Below are 19,092 nucleotides of genomic sequence, written 5' to 3'. Positions count from 1 at the left end.
CGACGAAGAAGAAGGCGGCGCCGAGATCGCGCCGCGGCGCATCGAGCCACAGCAGCCAGGACGTGCCGAACACCAGCAGGCCGAAGAACACGTCCACGCGCCAGCGCTCTGCGAGCGGATACGGCCCGTAGATGAAGAACGAGAACCAGGTCCGTACGAACGCCCAGCAAGCGCCCGGATCCGGGTTCTCGGGCGAGGCCAGGCAGGCGTCGCGGCCACTGCCGCTCCACACCGCATCGATGATCAGGAACTTGACCAGCGGCGGCACCGTCCAGGCGATCAGCAGCGCCACCAGCACGGTGAGCACGCCGTCGAACGGGGTCGCGAACAGGTTGGTGCGGATCCAGTGCAACGGCCCGCCCGGCAGCGTCGGCCGCGGCACATGCGGTGCCGGCATGGTGCGCACGAAGGCGACGCTGCTTTTCGGACTCGCGGCGAGGTCGGTCATGGCGCGACAACCCTCGTCGTTCTCCCTTCGTCGAACCGCACGGACTCGTTCGGATGGTCCCCTCCCCCCTTGTGGGGGAGGGACAGGGAGGGGGGTAGGCCACAAACTCCGAGTCTGACGCTCACCCCCCTCCCCGACCCTCCCCCACAAGGGGGGAGGGAGAAGAAGGCGCCGTGCCACGAACAGGCTGCGGTGATCATCATCACCCTCACCGTTCCGCCGGGGTGATCCAGGCGTTGTACCAGTTCATCAGCCCCGAGGTGGCGAGGCTGAGGGTGAGGTACACGGCCATGGTGATGACCACGACCTCGACGGCCTGGCCGGTGTTGTTGAGCACCGTGCCGGTGAAGATCTGCACCAGATCCGGATAGCCGATCGCCACCGCCAGCGAGGAGTTCTTGGTGAGGTTGAGATACTGATTGGTGAGCGGCGGCACGATCACCCGCATGGCCTGCGGCACGATGACGAGGCGCAGCGCCGCGCCGCGGCGCAGGCCGAGCGCGTAAGCCGCTTCGGTCTGGCCCTTGGGGACCGCCAGCAGGCCGGCCCGCACGGCCTCGGCGATGAAGGCGGCCGTGTAGATCGACAGGCCGGCCAGGAGCGCGACGAACTCGGGCAGCACCTCCAGGCCGCCGCGGATGTTGAAGCGCCCCATCTCGGGGAGCTCGAACGCCACGGTCAGGCCGGAGAGGAGCGCGGCGACGAGCGGCGGCGCCACGATCAGCAGAGCCGTGATCACGGCACGCGGCGCGCCGCGCCCGAGCGGCCCGAGCCTCTCCCGCGTCGCCCGGAACAGCCCCGCGGCGACAATGCCCCCGAGAAGCGCGAGCGCCACCGTCCCGCCCCCGGTCACCTGGGGATCGGGCACGAACAGGCCGCGATTGTTGAGATAGCCGCCGCCCGGCAGCGCGATGCTGTCGCGGATCTCCGGCAGCGCCTTGAGGACGGCGTTGTACCAGAACAGGAGCTGCAGCAGCAGCGGGATGTTGCGGATCAGCTCGACATAGCCGCCGGCCAGCTTCGCCACCAGATAGTTGTGCGACAGCCGGCCGATGCCGATCAGGAAGCCGAGCACTGTCGCCAGCACGATGCCGAGCACGGCGACCAGCAGCGTGTTGAGCAGCCCGACCCAGAAGGCGCGGCCGTAGGTCGAGGCCTGCGCCGAGTACGAGATCAGCGTCTGGCTGATGTCGAAGCCGGCCGTGACGTTCCAGAAGCCGAAGCCGGAGGCGATCTTGGCGCGGGCGAGGTTCTCGACGGCATTGTCGATCGCCGCGAAGGCGAGCGCCGCCACGGCCAGGCACAGCAGCACCTGATAGACGATGCTGCGCGTGCGCGGCCGCCGCCACAGCGGCACGGCGGGTGCCGTGGAGCTCGCGCGGGTCGCGGGCGGCATCGGGGGGCGCCCCGCCGCCGGCCGGGCCTCAGCGCACCGGCGGTGCGTATTGCAGGCCGCCCTTGGTCCACAGGGCGTTCTGGCCGCGGGTGATCTTCAGCGCCGAGCCCGCTCCGAGGGTGCGGTCGAACACCTCGCCGTAATTGCCGACGTTCTTGACGATCCGGATAACCCAGTCCTTGGTCAGGCCGAGCTGCTCGCCGAAATTGCCTTCGCTGCCCAGGAGCCGCTTGATCTCGGGATTGTCCGACTTCGCCTGCTCGTCGACGTTCGCCCGGGTGATGCCGAACTCCTCGGCGTTGAGCATGGCGAACAGGGTCCAGCGCACGATGTCGAACCACTGGTCGTCGCCGTGCCGCACGAAGGCCGAGAACGGCTCCTTGGAGACGATCTCCGGCAGCACGACGTGCTCCTCCGGCTTCGCCAGCTTGAGGCGTACGCTGTAGAGCTGCGAGGCGTCGGTCGTGTAGGCGTCGCAGCGGCCGGTGTCGTAGGCCTTGAGGGCCTCGTCGAGGGTCGCGAAGGTGACGCTCTTCAGCCGCATCTTGTTGGCGCGGAAATAGTCGGAGAGGTTCAGCTCCGTGGTGGTGCCCTGCTGCACGCACACGGCGGCGTCGTTGAGCTCGAGCGCCGAGTTCAGCTTGAGCGATTTTCGGACGATGAAGCCCTGGCCGTCGAAATAGTTGATGGCGGTGGCGTTGAGGCCGAGCTGGGTGTCGCGCGACAGCGTCCAGGTGGTGTTGCGGATCAGCACGTCGGTGTCGCCGGACTGCAGCGCCGTGAAGCGGTCCTTGGCGGTCAGCGCGACGAACTTCACCTTCTGCGGATCGTTGAAGATCGCCGCCGCGATCGCCCGGCACATCTCCACGTCGAAGCCGGTCCAGATGCCCTGGGAATCCGGCATGCCGAAGCCGGGGAGCTGGCCGTTGGCGCCGCAGTTGAGCGCGCCGCGCGCCTTGACGTTGTCGAGCGTCGCCGCCGTCGCGGATCCGCCCATGGCCAGGGCTGCGCACGCGGACAGCAGAGCGACGAAAACCCGTTTCATGATCGCCTCATTGACAGTACTTGGAGTCCGGTGCATGGGCAGCGTCCGAGTTGCGGAAACCGAGTTGCGAGACCCGTTTTTCGAGACCCGCGTTGCAACGTCCGAGCTGCCGCCCCGAGCGCTTTCAGATGCATGTCTCGTGCCGAAAATCCGCCGCTGCACGCGGTGACCGCACCGGAGCGCGTTACGGGTCGGCATATCAGAACGAATGCCCAGCCGGGTCAAGTGCTCGGCCGCCCGATACCCGCTCCGGTCGTGACCGCCGGGCCGAACCGGCGGCACCTTCTCCGATGGTCGAGGACCCCTGCCCATGAAGAACCCCGATGACGGCCGCCCGGCCCAAGGGATGACGAGCCCGCACGGCGCGACGAGCGCGCAGGGGGACCGCACCCGCCTGGTGGTCGGCGGCCGCCGGCCGGACGAGCATTACGGCTTCGTCAACACCCCGGTGTTCCACGGCTCGACCGTCCTCTACCCGACCGCCGAGGACTACATGGCGCGCCGCTCGCGCTACAAATATGCGCGGCGCGGCACCCCGACCTCGGAGGCGTTGGAGACGGCGCTCGCCGGCATCGAGGGCGAGGCCTGCGCCGGCGTCGCGCTGCTGCCTTCCGGGCTCGCCGCCATCTCGGCCGCGCTGCTCAGCGTGCTCGATGCCGGCGACCATGTGCTGGTGACGGATTCGGCCTACGACCCGACCCGCACCGTGTGCGACACGCTCCTGGTGCGCTGGGGCATCTCGACCACCTATTACGATCCCGCGATCGGGGCCGGCATCGCGGCGCTGATGCGGCCCAACACCAAGGCCGTGTTCGTCGAGGCACCGGGCTCGCTCTCTTTCGAGATCCAGGACATCCCGGCGATCGCCGCGGCCGCGCATGCGCACGGCGCCGTCGTGCTGATGGACAATACCTGGGCGACGCCGCTCTATTTCCGGGCACTCGACAAGGGCGTCGACCTGTCGATCCAGTCCGGCACCAAATATATCGGCGGCCATTCCGACCTGATGTTCGGCTGCGTCGCGGCGAACCAGCGCACCAACAAGGCGCTGCGCGACACCGTGTTCAACATGGGCCTGTGCGTCGGCCCCGGCGACATGCACCTCGCCCAGCGCGGCCTGCGCACCATGGCGGTGCGGCTCGCCGCCCACGAGGCCGCGGCGCTCGCGGTCGCCCGCTGGTTCGAGGCCCGCCCCGAGGTCTTGCGGGTGCTGCACCCCGCCCTGCCCTCGCATCCCGGGCACGCGCTCTGGCGGCGGGACTTCACCGGATCGAGCGGGCTCTTCTCGGTGGTGTTCCGCCCCGCCCCGCCGGCCGCCATGCACGCCTTCCTAAACGCGCTCTCCCTGTTCGGCATCGGCGCCTCCTGGGGCGGCTACGAGAGCCTGGCGATTCCGTTCGACTGCACCAAGATCCGCACCGCGACCAAATGGGCGCCGGGCGGCCCGACCATCCGGTTCCACATCGGCCTGGAAGACGTCGCCGACCTGATCGCCGACCTCGAGCGCGGGTTTGCGGCGCTGAACGCGGCGAGCTCGTAGCTCGTAGGGTGGGTGAGCGCCGAAGGCTCGTAACCCACCGATCAAGCCGAAGCGGTGGGTTGCGGCGCAGCGCGCCTGACCCACCCGGCGAAATCACCCCGCGCCCTTGCCCTGCACCTCGCGGCCGGCTTTGCGCTCGCGCAGGACGAACTGGAGATTGCGCAGGTAGACGAACACGCCAAAACCCTGGCCGGCGATGAACACCGGGTCGCGGCGGTAGAGCGCGTAGGCGAGCAGCAGCACGCCGCCCGAGATGGAAAACCACCAGAACGCCATCGGCACGACGCTCTTGCCGGCCTTCTCGGAGGCCAGCCACTGCACGACGAACCGCATGGTGAACAGGCCCTGGGCGACGATGCCGAGAAACACCCACCAGTCCACCCGGGTGACGAAGACGTCGTACAGATAGCCGCCGACCGCTTGCGACAGGTCAATCAGCATGGCGCACCTCTTCGCTGACCTGCGGCACCTGCCGGCGGCGCCGGATCAGCCACCACACGCCGGCTAGATCGAGGATGCCGACCCACAGCCGGTCCCACAGGCCGTATTTCGAGGTGCCGTGGCGGCGCGGCCGGTCGACCACGTCGACATAGCCGATCCCCCAGCCGTCGCGGCGCACCAGCGCCGGCAGGAAGCGATGCAGCCCGTCGAAATACGGCAGGCCGAGAAACACGTCGCGGCGGAACGCTTTCAAGCCGCAGCCGGTGTCGCGGGTGCCGTCCTTGAGGACGGCGCTGCGCACCCCGTTGGCGATGCGCGACTGGAGTTGCTTGAAGCCCGTGTCCTTGCGGCGCACCCGCTGGCCGGCGACGAGGCCGACATGCGGGTCCTTGCGCAGCCGGTCGAGCATCGCCGGAATGAAGCTGGGGTCGTTCTGCCCGTCGCCGTCCAGCGTCGCCACCAGCGGCGCGCGGGCGGCCGCGACCCCGCTGCGCACCGCCGCCGACTGGCCGCACGAGACGGCATGGCGGACATGGCGCAGCCACGGCCGGTCGCGGCGCAGCCGGTCGATCTCGGCGCCGGTGTCGTCGGTCGAGCCGTCGTTGACGTAGACGACCTCGAACGGGCCGTCGGCGGCGAGGCTGGTCGCGATCTCGGCGAGGAGCGGCGCGACGTTCTCGGCCTCGTTGCGCACGGGAACGACCACGGCGACGGCCGGTCCGGCTGCAGGGTGGGTCATCGCAGGATACACTCCCAAAAAACCGGGCCGGCGCCGGGCGCCGCCCTCACGGCTCGACGGCCTTGGCCAGCGCCCGCAGCACCTGGGCGCCGGACGGACCCGGGAGGGCCCGCACGCCGCCGTCCGGCGTCGCGACGAAGCCGAGCCGGCGCGCCGCGAACCATTCCCGCACCAGGATCGCGCCGAACGCCCCGAAGGCGGCGCCGGCGAGCACGTCGCTGGGGAAATGGGCCGAGACGAGGATCCGGCTCAGCGCGATCGAGAGCGCGTAGATCCACATCACGGGCCGCGCAGCCGGCCAGACCGCGCCGATGGCGACCAGCGCCGCGAAGGACGTGACGGTGTGGCCGGACGGCAGGCTCGCATATTCGGAGCGCCACGACAGCGGCGCATAGACATAGGGGCCGAGCTCGGAGGGACGCAGCCGGCCGATCCAGCGCTTGAGGATGGTGGCGACCAGCCCGGGCAGGCCGACCGCGACGAAGACGAAGCCGAGCCGCACCACCACGGCCGCCAGCACGGCGCGCGACACCCGGTCGAGGCTCGGGCGCAGCAGCGCCGCGAGCCACAGGATCAGGCCGGCCGCCGGGATCAGGATCCAACCCGAGCGGCCGAAATCGGTGACGTCCTCGAAAATGTCGACGACGACGCGCGGCACCGCCCGCATGCGCGGGGCGAACGGGTCGACCAGCAGCATGGTGGCGAGGATCAGGAGAAGCGCCACCGCGGCCTGCCGGCGATGGGCGACCACCAGGGCCTTGAAGCCGGGCGTGCGCGACGGCTTGCGCGGACGCCCGGCCAGCAGGGCGAGCCAGGCGGCGAGGTTGCGGCCGAGCACGCGCAGGGTGCCGAGGGCGGCGGGCGCCGCCTGCGGCCCGCCCCCGGGTGCGGCCACGATCGTCACGGCGCCCCCCCGATGAAGGTCAGGATCGAGACGGCGCGGCCGCTGGAGATGTTCACGCCGTCGACCCGCGGGCCGACCATGTAGCGCAACCCGATGGCGTCGGCGCGCTGCACGAAGGAGCGCTCCTGGCGGCTGTCGATGAAGGCGTACCGGCAGGGCCCGCCGACCCCGAGATAATCCGCCGCCCCTGCCCCGCCGACGTGCTGCACCTGGGTGCCGACCAGGAACACCAGGCTAGGCTCGTGGAACCCGGCCGTCGCCACGGCCGGCCGCTCGCAGCCGCCGTAGTCGACGAACTGGGCGAGCTGCCGCGAGGGAAACAGGTTGCCGATGGTGGCGAAGGTGGCTCCGAAGGCCGAGGTCGACAGCAGCATAGCGGCGAAGGCGGCGCGCAGGAACGACACCTCGACGCCATCCGCCTCGAACAGCCACCAGGCGAACAGCGCCGTGATCATGGCGGCGGCGCAGAAGCCCCAGGTGAGCAGGCCGAGCCGCTGGCCGATCATGATGTTGACGACGATCAGCCCGACCGTGACGGCCGTGACGAGGAAGAACCACCACATCGGGGCGCGGCGCAGCCAGATGTTCGCCGACAGCGCCTTCCGGTCGATGGCGAGGGCGATCAGGATGGCGATCGCCGGATAGACCGGCAGCACGTAGTGCGGCAGCTTGGTCATGGCCGCCTCGAACACAACCCAGGTCGGCACCAGCCAGGCGAGCAGATAGGCCGTGCCGGGCTCGCGCCGCGTCCGCCACACCGCCTGGGCGGCCATCGGGGCCAGCATGGCGGCCGGGAAGAACGTCCCCCAGAACAGCAGCAGATAAAGGCCCGGCGGGCCGAAATGCGCCTCCTGGCCGCTGCCCACCTTGGACAGGAGGTCGCGGCCGACCGACTCGATGAAGAAGCTGTCGCCGCTCCTGACCACGATCGCGACGAACCAGGGCAGCACCAGCAGCAGCATCCAGGCGAGGCCGGCGAGCGGCTTGAGGCGGAGCACGAAGCGCGCCGAGCGGTCGACCACGGCGAGCGCCACGATGGTGAGGCCGACCACCATCATGATCAGCGGCCCCTTGATCAGGAAGCCGGCCGCCATGGCGGTCCAGAAGATCGCCGGCTGGGTCCACGGGTGCTCGACGGCCTCCCGCACCCCGCGCTCGGTGAGGTACGCCCGCCCCATCGCCCCCATGGCGGCGATCACGGTGGCGAGCAGCATGGCGTCGGTCTTGGCCAGCCGCGCCTCGACGCCGAGCAGAATCGAGCTCGCCATCATCAGGCCGGCCAGCACGGCGGCACGGCGGGACACGAAGGCGAGCGCCGTCCAGTAGGTCAGCAGCACGCCGCCGATGGCGCCGATCAGCGACGGGATGCGGTAGAGCCAGATGCGGGTGCGCGCCTCGGGCATCCCGGCCGCCTCGGCGGTCCTCACCACGGCGGCCTGGAGCCAGTAGATGCCGACCGGCTTCTTGTAGCGGCTCTCGTCCTGGAAGCGGATGTCGATGTAGTCGCCGCTCTCCAGCATCTGCTTGGTGGCCTGGGCGAAGCGGGCCTCGTCCCGGTCGATCGGCGGCAGCGTGAAGAAGCCCGGCAGGAAGGCCAGCAGGCAGGCGACCACCAGCAGGCCGGCCGCCGCCGCATGGCTGCTCGACGCCCAGGCAAGCAACGCCTGCAGCCGTGCGGCGACCATGCTGCTCGATCCGGTTCCAAACCTCGCGACGGCCATTCCGATGTCCTGCTGAAGTCGCGCGGACAATAGAGAAAAGCAGCCGCCCGCGAAAGCACCCCGCAGTCGTGCGGCATGGCCCTGTCGCGCCGCGGCAACACTCTCGATAATGATTATTTTCCAATGGTATAAGCGCGCAACTTACTGCAGCCTGACCAGCACGCTGTCGGTCGCCCCGCGGGAGTCGGTGACGGTCAGCCGCACGAAGCCGGGGCCGTCCGGCGTCACGGTCGTGCTCCGGCGGTCGCGCAGTGTCGCCCGCGGCAGCCCGTCGACCATGACGGTGACCGGGCCGCTGCCGCCCGCGACCTTGACGGCGAGGGCCACCGGCTCGGCCCCGTCGGCGGCGAGCTCCAGCCGGGCACCGTTGGGCGGAAACACGATCCGCAGCGGCGGCTCGGTCCCGGCGCTCGGCAGCGCATTGGGGCGGAAGCGCTGCAGCGGCAGCGGCAGCTTTCCGGTGGACCCGAACAGTGCGCCGCGCGGCGCCGGCGGCAACGGCGCCAAAGGCTTGCCGAGCCGGGCGAAGGCATCGAACAGGATCGGCGCGGCCGTGCCGCGGCCGATCATCCCGGGCACCGGAGCGCCGTCGGGCCGCCCGACCCACACCCCGATGGTGCGCCTGCCGTCGAAGCCGATCGCCCAGGCGTCGCGGTAGCCGTAGGACGTGCCGGTCTTGAAGGCGATGCGGCCGCCGGCGGCGTTCTCGGGGGGCGGCGCGCCGAGCAGGACGTTGCCGACGTACCAGGCCGCCACCGGATCGACGAGCCGCAGCGGCGGAACGACCACGGGCGCATCCGTGAGTTGTTCGGTGAGCGGCACCGTGGTGCCGAGCCGCGCCAGCCCGGCATAGAGGCGCACCAGATCGGCGAGCGTCACCCCGGTGCCGCCGAGACCCATGGCGAGGCCGGGCGCCTCGCCGGGCGGCAGCACCAGCTTTGCCCCGGCCTGGGCGAGCCGCGCCGTGAAGCGGCTCGGCCCGACTTTTTCCAGCACCTGCACGGCCGGCACGTTCAACGACAGTTGGAGCGCTTTTCGCGCCGTCACGGTGCCCTGAAACGTCAGGTCGAAGTTTTCCGGCGCATAGGCGCCGTAGCGGACCGGCCGGTCGTCGAGCAGCGTCTCCGGATGCAGAAACCCGTCCTCGAAGCCGAGGCCGTAGATGAACGGCTTCAGCGTCGACCCCGGCGAGCGGATCGCCAAGGTCACGTCCACCTGGCCGGCACGGCGCGCATCCGCCCAGTCGGCCGACCCGACCCGGCCCAACACCTCGCCGGTCGCATGCTCGACCGCCATTATGGCGACCGAGATGTCGGGGCCGAGTGTCGCCGCCCGCTCGCGTGAAAGGACCTCCAGCGCGGCTTGAAGCGGCGCCTCCAAGGTCATCTGATGAAACGATTTTTCCGGCTGCGCCGCGACCACGCGGTCGGCCGCATGCGGGGCCAGCATGGGCATCGGCTTTCGCGCGCCCGGTACCGGCTCGGCCTTGGCCCGGTCGATCTCGCCGGGCTCGACCACGCCGGCCGCCGCCATGCGGTCGAGCACCCGGTCGCGGGCTTTTCGCGCGATCTCGGGCGACCGGTCCGGCCGCCGCGCCTCCGGCGACTGCGGCAGCGCCACCAGCAGGGCCGCCTCGCCGAGCGTCAGCCGCCGCGGCTCCTTGCCGAAATAGGCGAGCGAGGCCGCCCGGATACCCTCCAGGTTCCCGCCATAGGGAGCGAGCGACAGGTAGAGGGCGAGGATCTCGTCCTTGGACAAGACCCGCTCGATCTGCACGGCGCGCACGGCCTGGCGGAGCTTTGCTGCGAGCGAGCGTTCTCCACGCGGCTCCAGGAGGCGCGCGACCTGCATGGTCAGGGTCGAGCCGCCCGAGACGACGCGGCCATGGGCGGCGAACTGCACGGCGGCGCGGCCGAGCGCATGAGGGTCGACGCCGGCGTGGTCGCGGAACCGCTTGTCCTCGTAGGCGAGCAACAGCTCGAAGAAGCGCGGGTCGACGTTTTCGCGCGAGGCCTTCAGCCGCCAGCGCCCCTCGGCGGTTGCATACGGCCGCAAGATGCGCCCGTCGCGATCGACCACCACGGTCGACCAGGAGAGATTTTTCCCGAGTGGCGGCGGGCCGAGCGACTTCACCCAGAGAGCGGCGGAGCCGAGGCCCACCGCGGCGACGACCGAGGCGGCGAGGAGCGCGAGTTTTGCCCGACGCCAGCCACGTCCTTCGTCATTCCGGGGCGCGGACCGCATGTCCGCGAGCCCGGAATCCATATCCCCTGCAGGGGTTATGGGTTCCGGGCCCGGCCCTTCGGGCCGTCCCGGAACGACGGAGGTTGGGCCTTCGATCATCGATCAGCCTACTGCCGTGCCACGCTCACCTCGATCGCGCCGGTGCCGGTGCGGCCGAAGCGGTCGGGGCGGTACATGTCCTCGACATAGGCCTGCGGCAGCACGTAGCGGCCGGGCGACACGGCCCGCACCACATAGGCCACCGTGAACACCGCCGGCGACTTGGCGTTGCGGGTGAAGGCCGCGGCGAAGCGATCGTCGCGGAACTCGGCCTTCTCGGGCTCGACGGCGTCCTGGATCCAGTCGAGCGTCCCGGTCTCGCCCGAGGAGACGAGCCGCGGGTTGTCGATCTCGAACCCGGCCGGGAGCGGATCGACCACCAGGACGCGGCCGAACTGCGGCTGCGGCTCGGTGATCTTCAGCACCACGGCGAAGCGCTGGTTCTGCCGCGCCTTGCTGGGGTCGGCCTTCTCGCCGTCGAGCGTGAAGTAGCTGCGCTCGATCTTGAAGCCCTTGTCGGCCGCCGGCTCCGGCACGATCGGGGCGCCCGAGACCGACACCACGGCCTGCACCGGCCCTTCGCCCGTGTTGGTCACCCGGAATGGGCTCGCCAGCTCGGCGGGCCGGAAGGTGCGGTAGAGCGGGCTGGTCCGGGGTGCGCCCGCGACCTCCAGCGACAGCGGCACCGACTTGGCGAGCGCGCGCGCCGCCAGCACCATCCAGGCGTTCTCCTGGGTGGAGGTGTAGAAGGCGCGCGCCCGCGCCTCCTCGATGCCCTTCACGGCCACCGGCAGGAGGCCGGCGGCAGCGCCGCTCTCGGCGGCCAGCGCCGTCACGGCGGCGGCGTCACGCAGGGACGAGCCGAAGTCGGGCCGGCCGAACTCCAGAACTTTCGGCGGCTCGATCGCCCCGATGGCGGCGGCGAAGACACGCTCGGCGCGGACGCGGTCGCCCAGCATGGCGAGCGCCGCACCGATATGGGCCTTGGCGATCGGCGTCGAGAACTCGCCGAGCTTGGTGTCGGCGATGTAGCGCAGGTCGCCGACCGGCGCCGCCCCGTTGCGGGCCAGCACATAGAGGGCGAACGGCAGGTCGCGCGCCCCCTCCTTGCCGGGCTCCGGCGCGTTGGCGACGTAGTTCTTCAACCGCTCCAGCGCCAGCTTGAACGCCGTGTCGGGCACCACAAACCCGCGCTCGCGCGCCCGCGTCAGAAAGTCGGTGACGTAGGAGTCGAGCCAGGCGTCGTTGCCGCCGACGCCCCACAGGCCGAACGAGCCGGAGGAGTCCTGGCGCGCCAGCAGCCGCTCGATGGCGTCGCGGATGCGCTGGTCGGCGTCGGCGTCCAGCGCGAGATGCGCCTCGACCGCGAGGTCGTTGACGTAGAGCAGCGGCAGCGCCCGGCTGGTGATCTGCTCCGAGCAGCCGAACGGATAGCGGTCGAGCGCTTTCAAAAGCGTCGCCGCGTCGAGGGCCGTCGACGGCCCGACCGAGAGGGCGAGCGCGCCCGTCCCCGCCACCAGGTCGCCGAACATATCGGACCCGAGGCTCAGGCTTTCGCCCTTGGCGATGGTCCGCACGGTGCGGCGGGTGGCGATCTGGGTCGCCGGCTTCACGGCGAGCGGATAGGTCCGCTCCAGCGCGAATCCGTCCGGCCCGGCAACGGCGATCTTGACGATCGCCGGTCCCGCGGCCGTCGCCGAGATCGGCAGCGACAGCGAGCCGCGCTGGCGCGCCGCGAGCCGCACGCTCTGGGGCGCCGTGTTGGCGATCGTCGCCGGCCCTTCCACCGACGCCGTCACCCGGTAGTCGCCGGCCCGGCCCTCGACATTGTCGAGCTCGAGCTGGACCGTGCTGCGGTCACCCGTGAGCAGGAAGCGCGGCAGCGTGGTGGTGAGCACCACGGGGTCGCGCACCGTGACGTCGGTCGACGCGCGGCCGACCTTTGCGGCCGACCAGGCGATCGCCATCACCCGCACCGTGCCGGCGAAGGCCGGGATGTCGAACGTCACCTCGGCCTTGCCGTCCGGCCCGACCGTGACGACGCCCGAATAGAGCGCCACCGGCGGCTGGGTGGGAGGCGAGCCCTGCAGCTCGGCCGCAGCGCTGTCGCCGCCGGACCGGATCGCACCCACCTGCCCCTGCATGCCGTCGATCAGATGGCCGTAGAGGTCGCGCAGCTCGCCCGACAGCCGACGCTGGCCGAGATAATAATCGTCCGGCGCCGGCGGCTTGTAGCCGGTGAGGTTGAGGATGCCGACATCGACGGCCGCGACGACGATGCGGGCTTCTTCGCCGGCCTTGCCGGCCTGGCCGGCGAGCCCGTCGATGGTGACGGGCACGCGCAGCGTCGTGTTGGGCCGCAGCAGCGGCGGCGTCGCCAGCGTGACGGCGAGCGTCTTCGCCGCGCGATCGACCGCGAACCACTGCACCCCGATGGCGCGGCCCGGCATGCGCTTGGCCTGCGTGTCGAGCGGCCGCAGCAGGGTCGCGACCACATAGGCGCCCGTCCCCCAGTCGCTGCCGACCGGCACGCGGATCTGGGCGGTGCCGGCCTGGACCTCGTGGTTGACCGAGGTGATCAGCCGGTCGCCGATCACCGAGAGGCGCACCCGCCCCGCCGTGCGGGCCGTGACCGACACGGACATGCTGTCGCCCGGCTTGTACTCGGGCTTGTCGAGCGCGATCTCCAGAAGGTCCGGCGTGTCGGCCGAGGCCTCGGCGAAGAAGCCGGCGTCGAACGACAGCGACGTCGTCGGCCCGTCCGGATCATTGGTCGAGACGTCGAGCCGGTAGCGGCCCCACTGGACCGGCGCGGCGACGCGGCCGGGCTGACCGGCGGCGATGTCGAGCGTGCCGTCGGCGACCCGCTTGGTCGTCTTGATCGGCTCGTACTGCCAGGAGCCGTCCTGGCGATACCACTGGTAGCGGGTGTCGACCTTGAGGAGCTCGTACTTGACGCCGCGGCGCGCCAGCGGCTTGCCGTCCGGCGCCACCACGGCGACGTCGAAGGTCGCGGTCTCGCCCTCGCCGAGCGAGCGCCCGGAGAACAGCGGTTTTACCCCGATCATCGGGCCACCCGGGACGATCGGCAGGGTCAGCTTGCGCTCGACCGCACGGCCGCCCGTCTCGGCCATGCGCACCACGACCTGCGCCTCCAGCGGCCGGTTGCCGGCCGGGAGCTTGTCCAATGTCACCGGGACGACGGCGTGGCCCTTGTCGTCGGTCGCGGGAAGATCGTCCAGCGTCACCCGGGTGGCGTCGGCGTCCTTCTCCTCCTCGTCGTCGACGGTGCCGAACTGATAGCCCGGGAAGCCGGGCCGCTCCTTGGCGGCCTTGATGGTGACCTCGCCCTCCAGCTCCAGGTTGGAGGCCGGCGCGCCGTAGAGATAGCGGCCGTCCACGGCGATCTCTACGGCTGAGCCCTTGGCGATGCCGGTCGCCTTGGTCGAAAGGTCGAACTCGATGCGATCCGGCACATAGTCCTCGACCAGGAACGTGGTCTCGCCGACGGCCGGGCGCTTGGGATCCGTGTAGGCCTTGAGCCGCCAGGTGCCGGTCGGCGCGGTCGCGACGATCGGCAGGTCGTAGGCGCGGCCGCCGAGACCCTGGTCGGCCACCACGGCGCGGCGATGCTCGACGCCGTCGGGCCGCTCGAACACCAGCGTCAGCGGCACGCCGGCCGCGGCGGTGCCGAGCGCGTCGCGCAACAGCGCGGTCGCATGCACGGTCTCGCCGGTGCGATACACTCCACGTTCCGTCACAACAAACGCGTCCAATCCGGACGGCGCCGCACGGCCCTTGACGCCGCGGTCGGAGAGATCGAAGGCCGGGGCCTTCATGTTGAGGAAGGCGTAGTCGCGGCCGTTGTCGGCGGTGCCGACGATCAGGGCCGGCGCCAGCCCGCCCTCGCCGCGGGCGAGCCCGGTCTCGAACAGCGCGTGGCCGGCTTCGTCGGTGGTGCGAACCGCCAAAACCTCGTTGTTGCGGGCGATCAGCTTGACCTCGACCTGCGGCTTCGGCGTCGCGGTGGCGAGCGAGTTGACGAAGACATGGATGCCGTCGCCGCCCGACAGGGTCGACAGGCCGAGGTCGGAGACGATGAACCACTGGGTGGCCAGCGCCGAGTAGTCGTTGTCGGACGGCCCCTTGGCCTCGGCCGACATGATGTAGACGCCGGGCTTCAGCTCGCCGACCGCCTGGCCGACCGGGAAGGCCGTCGTCACCTCGGCATTGAGGGGCGACTGCACGGCGAGCTCGCCCGTCCACACGCTGGTGCCGCGGGTCTCGGCGATGCGGTTGAGCTCGTAGCGCTCGAGATTGCGCTCGAGCTCGTCGCCGGTGATCGGGTCGATCAGGTTGCGGTCGCCGATCCGGTAGACATTGACCATCACGGCCGAGGTGTTGACGCTGACCACCGGGATGCCCTGCTGGCCGTTGCGCGGCAGCACATAGGCCTTTCCGGAGAAGCGCACGAAGGGCTTTCGGTCGCGGACATAGAGGTTGAACTCGGCCGACTTCTGCAGGCTCTCCTTGACGGTCGAGGGCAGCCCGGGCCGCAGCGTCACGGCATAGCGCTCACCGTGCTTGAGGCCTTCGACGCAGAGCTGGCGGTCGTCGACCGCGATCGCCGGCTTTTCCACGCCGGCCACCGCCACGAACGGCGACAGATCGGTGCGCGGGCCGGGCAGCGCCTCGGAGAACTGAAAGCAGGCGCGCGGCGACGCCGTGTCGGCGTCGACCGAATAGTCGAGCAGGCGGAAGCCGTGGTCGCTGCGCAAGGATTCATAGCGGGCCCGAACGTCGGCGGCCTCGCGGATCTCGAGAGACAGCCGCAACGCGTCGAGCGCCGGGCGCCAGACTTGGCGGTCCGCGTAGGCGCGGCCGAGCAGCACCAGCGCGTCGGCCTCCTCGGCCGGCGTGCCGGCCCGCTGATAGGCGATGTAGGCCGCGGTGGCGCCGCGTTCCAGGAGGGTGTTGCGCTCGCGGTCGTCTGAGCCGCGCACCTGCAGGATGGCGCGGGACAGCCGCAGCCAATTGGAGGCGACGTCGGGCGCGACGGTGACGAGCTGGCCCAGCACGGTCAGGGCCGTCCGGCTGTCGTTGCGCGCCAGCGCCGCCTCGGCGTCGCGGCGAAGCTGGTCGGCCGGCTTGCCGACCTGGCCGGCGTCCTTCTTGATCTGCGCCTCCAGGCGGATCGCGCCGTCGGCGAGATCGTCGCGCTGGAAGGCTTTGTCGGCGGCGCCGGCAGGGCTCGTGAGGACGAGCACACCGGCGGATACGAGCATCGCGAAGGCGAGCGGCAGAGCAACCAGCGCGGCCGTGGCGGCGGCGCGGAGACGGGCGAGCATCGGCAACCTCCCTGTCTCGGGCTGCCGCCGAGGGCATCCCGAGAATCCCCCGGGCCGGGCGTGGCCGGGGGCCGATCGCCGCCACAGGTCCGCAACAAACGTGTCGGAGTCGTGACGGTATCGGCATCGTGATGACGACGCAGACGCACGTCGCCATCGCCTTGGTGTGCGCCGCCGCCCGGGAGGTTCGAGAGAAGGGTCACGCGGGCTGCCTCCTCCGTCATGCGCGGGCGAAGACCCGCGCATCCATCCGCTGCGAAACAAGGCTTTTGCGAAACGATGGATGGCCGGGTCGCGGCCTTCGGCCGGCCCGGCCATGACGGCGTCCTTCTTCTCCTCTCCACCCCTTCACCTCTCCCCGCTTGCGGGGAGAGGTCGGAGTCCGAGCGGCAGCGAGGACTCCGGGTGAGGGGGTGCCTCCGTATCCCCGCGACGCCCCCTCACCCGCCGCGCTGCGCGCGTCGACCTCTCCCCGCACGCGGGTAGAGGTGAAGGAGAACGCGCATCCCCGATCACATTGCGGCGAGCGGCACCCGGCGCCGCCGCCGGACGGACCGGGTCGGCTATGCTCGGCACGGCCTGTGCTTGGCTGAACGGCAGATCAACCGACGGAGACGGGCATGCGGATCGCACCATTGCAGGACCGGTCGATCGCCATGGCGCTGCGGGCGCTCGTCGCCTGCGCCCTGCTCTGCGCCGCCGCCACGGCCGCAGCGGCCCAGCGCGCCTCCCTCGACGAGACGCTGGCGGCGGTCGTCAAGGTGAAGACCTTCATCAACCCGGACGGCCGCACCGTGTCGAGCCTCGGGCGCGAGCGCGAGGGCGCCGGCGTGGTCATCGACGCCTCCGGCCTGATCGTCACCATCGGCTACCTGATGGTCGAGGCCCATGCGGTCGAGGTGACGACCCGCGACGGCAAGACTCTTCCCGCCGACGTGGTCGGCTACGACCACGAGACCGGCTTCGGCCTCCTGCGCACCGTGACACCGCCCGGCCTCAAGCCGATGCCGCTCGGGCATTCGTCGGACCTGAAGGTGGACGACCCCGTGCTGGTGGCGGGCCATGGCGGCGCGTCGGGCGTCACGGCGGCACGCGTCGTCGCCAAGCGCGAGTTCGCCGGAAGCTGGGAGTATCTGTTGGACGAGGCGATCTTCACGGCGCCCCCCAACCCGGCCTGGAGCGGCGCCGCGCTGGTGACGCGTGACGGCAAGCTCGCCGGCATCGGCTCGCTGATCGTCGGCGACGCCAAGGGCGACGGCACCCCCTCGCCCGGCAACATGTTCGTGCCGGTCGACCGGCTCGCCCCGGTGATGGCGGATCTGATCGCCGACGGCCGCATCGCCGGCCCCGGCCGGCCCTGGCTCGGCGTCGCCGCGGAGGACATGCTGGGCCGCCTGGTGGTGACAAGGGTGACGCCCGACAGCCCGGCCGCCCGCGCCGGGCTGCGCCGCGGCGACGTCATCGAAGGCGTCGCCGGCACCACCACGGACGGCCTCGCGGTGCTGTACCGAAAGATGTGGGCGCTCGGCGCCGCCGGCGTCACGGTGCCCTTGGACGTGCGCCGCGACGGCACCACCCGCCGCCTCGACGTGCAGTCGATCGACCGGCTGGATCACCTCAAGCTGAAGTCGACGTTCTGAGACGCAGTCCGGCCTCTCCTTCCGTCATGCGCGGGCGAAGACCCGCGCATCCATCCTCTTCGACACAACGTTTTCGCCATACGATGGATGGCCGGGTCGCGGCGCCACGCGCCGGCTTGGCCATGACGGCGTTCCCAGGCGGGCTCGCTCCGTGCGGGCTAAGACGCTTGCGGTGCCTCGCCCGCGTGCACCCCGGCAAGAATCTCCGCGAGCGGCAGGTCGAGGCCGAGCGCCGGGATGGCGACCGACGCATCGAGTCCGGCGATGACCTGCGGCGCCCCAAAACCCTCGGTGCCACGCAAAAACAGCCATAGCTTCGGCTCGTCCTGGGCGACCACCAGATAGGCCAGAAGGCTCGGCAGGCGAAGATACTCGGCCACCTTGTCGCCGAGGTCGATAGTCGCGGTCGACGGCGACAGGACTTCGGCGATCAGCACGGGCGAGGACGCGGTTTTTGCCTTCAGATCGCCGCCAGTGGACATAACCACGACGTCGGGAGCCCGAATGGTCTGCGGGCCGGTGTCGATGCCGCAATCGGACAACACGTACCACGCCTCGCGACTGAGCCGATCCCGGAGAGCGTCTCGAAGGTTGGCTATAATCAGCGCGTGTCCGACCACCGGTCGTATCACCATGACGACCCGCCCCCCGACGAGTTCGCAGTGCTCCTCGCGGGCTTCGGCCCAGTCGAGGAACGTCGCCTTGTCCATGCGCGGCTGTTGTACGTTGATGGTCATGACGTCACCTTCGCGGCGAAGTATAGCATCGCCCAACCGCCCGTCACGTCCTCGGGCTGAACACGACACCCGCCCATCCATCTGCTTCGAAAAATGCTCTTGCGAAACGATGGATGGCCGGTTTGCGGCGCTGCGCGCCGGCCCGGTCATGACGGCGGCCTATGACGGCGCCGTGGCCGCACCCGGACGGGGACCGTGAAAAAAGTAATCCCCGCCCAGATAACCGGCCGCAGGATTTGGTCGTACGGCTCGTCGAGGGACGTCGACTGGTGACGTCGGGCGGCGGCGTCACGAGGGTGGACCGGATCTCCAGATGCGGTCGCCGCGCGTGACCATCTCGCCGGTCCACAGCCCGACCACCACGCCGCCGCACAGTGCGGCCCACAGCAGCCAGGCCAGGACGCACAGCCAGAACCGCCCCGGCTGTTCCGCCCGGGTGACCCGCCCCTTGCCGTCGCGCCCCCACGGATGCCAGCCGAACCGGACCGCATAGGCGGCGGCCGCCACCGACAACAGGCCCATCAAGGTCACCACCAGAAGGCTGAAGTAACCCGAGGGTCCCATCGGGACGCTCCCGCAGTCGAGGGCGAGGTGATCAGCATCGCCTCCAAGGTGGCGGCGTCAATCCGCGTCCGCCCGGATGGTCGGGTCGTGTCGCTCGGATCGGTGGGACGCCAGGTCCGAATGCCCCGGTCGTCAGTGGTTCCGGGACGCGCGCCTCAGGGCGCGGGCCCGGGACACGAGACGCGCGAAAAAAGTAATCCCCGCCCGAAAAACCGGCCGTAGGATTCGCTCGTCTCGCTCGTCGAGGGACGTCGACCGGTGACGTCGGGCGGCGGAGCGGGCCGGT

Annotated in this window: 12 protein-coding genes and 1 pseudogene; 2 read left to right on the top strand and 11 right to left on the bottom strand. The window is 70.8% G+C overall.

The window, feature by feature from the left end:
- The 3 genes and pseudogenes from HXX10_RS28005 to HXX10_RS27995 form a co-directional block, all read right to left on the bottom strand.
- Window positions 1-448, bottom strand: a pseudogene (locus tag HXX10_RS28005) (amino acid ABC transporter permease); the annotation flags it as partial.
- Window positions 449-656: 208 nt separating this feature from the next.
- Window positions 657-1,844 carry an amino acid ABC transporter permease gene (locus HXX10_RS28000; protein ID WP_296526654.1) on the bottom strand — a complete coding sequence of 396 codons (1,188 nt, stop codon included), beginning with the start codon at window positions 1,842-1,844 and terminating at the stop codon, window positions 657-659.
- A gap of 28 nt (window positions 1,845-1,872) precedes the next feature.
- Window positions 1,873-2,889, bottom strand: a complete 1,017-nt coding sequence (locus HXX10_RS27995) for an amino acid ABC transporter substrate-binding protein (protein WP_296526652.1) — start codon at window positions 2,887-2,889, stop codon at window positions 1,873-1,875.
- A 310-nt stretch (window positions 2,890-3,199) separates the two neighbouring features.
- Between HXX10_RS27995 and metC the strand changes: the two genes are divergently transcribed.
- Entirely contained in the window at window positions 3,200-4,429 is a 1,230-nt protein-coding gene (gene metC / locus HXX10_RS27990; RefSeq protein WP_296526651.1) for a cystathionine beta-lyase, read from the top strand.
- Between the two features lie 93 nt (window positions 4,430-4,522).
- On the opposite strand, the gene HXX10_RS27985 is transcribed toward metC, so the two are convergent.
- The 6 genes from HXX10_RS27985 to HXX10_RS27960 form a co-directional block, all read right to left on the bottom strand.
- Window positions 4,523-4,870 carry a lipid-A-disaccharide synthase N-terminal domain-containing protein gene (locus tag HXX10_RS27985; RefSeq protein WP_296526650.1) on the bottom strand — a complete coding sequence of 116 codons (348 nt, stop codon included), beginning with the start codon at window positions 4,868-4,870 and terminating at the stop codon, window positions 4,523-4,525.
- Complete coding sequence (locus tag HXX10_RS27980) at window positions 4,860-5,609, bottom strand: glycosyltransferase family 2 protein (protein WP_296526648.1); 750 nt, start codon at window positions 5,607-5,609, stop codon at window positions 4,860-4,862. The genes HXX10_RS27985 and HXX10_RS27980 overlap by 11 nt, the downstream gene beginning before the upstream one ends.
- Window positions 5,610-5,655: 46 nt before the next feature.
- On the bottom strand, window positions 5,656-6,513 hold the full coding sequence (locus HXX10_RS27975; protein ID WP_296526647.1) for a phosphatase PAP2 family protein: 858 nt from the start codon (window positions 6,511-6,513) through the stop codon (window positions 5,656-5,658).
- Complete coding sequence (locus HXX10_RS27970) at window positions 6,510-8,234, bottom strand: glycosyltransferase family 39 protein (RefSeq protein WP_296526646.1); 1,725 nt, start codon at window positions 8,232-8,234, stop codon at window positions 6,510-6,512. The genes HXX10_RS27975 and HXX10_RS27970 overlap by 4 nt, the downstream gene beginning before the upstream one ends.
- Before the next feature lie 141 nt (window positions 8,235-8,375).
- The gene (gene pbpC, locus HXX10_RS27965) at window positions 8,376-10,478 is read right to left on the bottom strand and encodes a penicillin-binding protein 1C (RefSeq protein WP_296526645.1); all 2,103 of its coding nucleotides are present in this window, start codon (window positions 10,476-10,478) and stop codon (window positions 8,376-8,378) included.
- A gap of 107 nt (window positions 10,479-10,585) precedes the next feature.
- Complete coding sequence (locus tag HXX10_RS27960; RefSeq protein WP_296526644.1) at window positions 10,586-15,865, bottom strand: alpha-2-macroglobulin; 5,280 nt, start codon at window positions 15,863-15,865, stop codon at window positions 10,586-10,588.
- A 620-nt stretch (window positions 15,866-16,485) separates the two neighbouring features.
- Here HXX10_RS27960 and HXX10_RS27955 point away from each other — a divergent pair.
- Window positions 16,486-17,505 carry a S1C family serine protease gene (locus HXX10_RS27955; protein ID WP_296526643.1) on the top strand — a complete coding sequence of 340 codons (1,020 nt, stop codon included), beginning with the start codon at window positions 16,486-16,488 and terminating at the stop codon, window positions 17,503-17,505.
- A gap of 158 nt (window positions 17,506-17,663) precedes the next feature.
- Here the strand turns inward: HXX10_RS27955 and HXX10_RS27950 are convergent, their stop codons facing one another.
- Together HXX10_RS27950 and HXX10_RS27945 are read right to left on the bottom strand one after the other, a co-directional pair.
- Entirely contained in the window at window positions 17,664-18,242 is a 579-nt protein-coding gene (locus HXX10_RS27950) for a Uma2 family endonuclease (RefSeq protein ID WP_296526642.1), read from the bottom strand.
- A gap of 288 nt (window positions 18,243-18,530) precedes the next feature.
- Window positions 18,531-18,806: a hypothetical protein gene (locus tag HXX10_RS27945; RefSeq protein ID WP_296526641.1), complete on the bottom strand. Its 276-nt coding sequence runs from the start codon at window positions 18,804-18,806 to the stop codon at window positions 18,531-18,533.
- Window positions 18,807-19,092: the final 286 nt, after the last annotated feature.

Source organism: Rhodoplanes sp. (assembly GCF_013377085.1).
Classification (GTDB): domain Bacteria; phylum Pseudomonadota; class Alphaproteobacteria; order Rhizobiales; family Xanthobacteraceae; genus Rhodoplanes.
The sequence above is the reverse complement of the archived record's forward strand: the minus strand, read 5'-3'. Positions and strand labels throughout refer to the sequence as shown.

Bases quoted from the DNA above. Each gene is read 5' to 3' on its own strand.
- HXX10_RS28000 (WP_296526654.1), bottom strand. From the start codon at position 1,844: ATGCCGCCCGCGACCCGCGCGAGCTCCACGGCACCCGCCGTGCCGCTG.
- HXX10_RS27995 (WP_296526652.1), bottom strand. From the start codon at position 2,889: ATGAAACGGGTTTTCGTCGCTCTGCTGTCCGCGTGCGCAGCCCTGGCC.
- metC (WP_296526651.1), top strand. From the start codon at position 3,200: ATGAAGAACCCCGATGACGGCCGCCCGGCCCAAGGGATGACGAGCCCG.
- HXX10_RS27985 (WP_296526650.1), bottom strand. From the start codon at position 4,870: ATGCTGATTGACCTGTCGCAAGCGGTCGGCGGCTATCTGTACGACGTC.
- HXX10_RS27980 (WP_296526648.1), bottom strand. From the start codon at position 5,609: ATGACCCACCCTGCAGCCGGACCGGCCGTCGCCGTGGTCGTTCCCGTG.
- HXX10_RS27970 (WP_296526646.1), bottom strand. From the start codon at position 8,234: ATGGCCGTCGCGAGGTTTGGAACCGGATCGAGCAGCATGGTCGCCGCA.
- pbpC (WP_296526645.1), bottom strand. From the start codon at position 10,478: ATGCGGTCCGCGCCCCGGAATGACGAAGGACGTGGCTGGCGTCGGGCA.
- HXX10_RS27960 (WP_296526644.1), bottom strand. From the start codon at position 15,865: ATGCTCGCCCGTCTCCGCGCCGCCGCCACGGCCGCGCTGGTTGCTCTG.
- HXX10_RS27955 (WP_296526643.1), top strand. From the start codon at position 16,486: ATGCGGATCGCACCATTGCAGGACCGGTCGATCGCCATGGCGCTGCGG.
- HXX10_RS27950 (WP_296526642.1), bottom strand. From the start codon at position 18,242: ATGACCATCAACGTACAACAGCCGCGCATGGACAAGGCGACGTTCCTC.
- HXX10_RS27945 (WP_296526641.1), bottom strand. From the start codon at position 18,806: ATGGGACCCTCGGGTTACTTCAGCCTTCTGGTGGTGACCTTGATGGGC.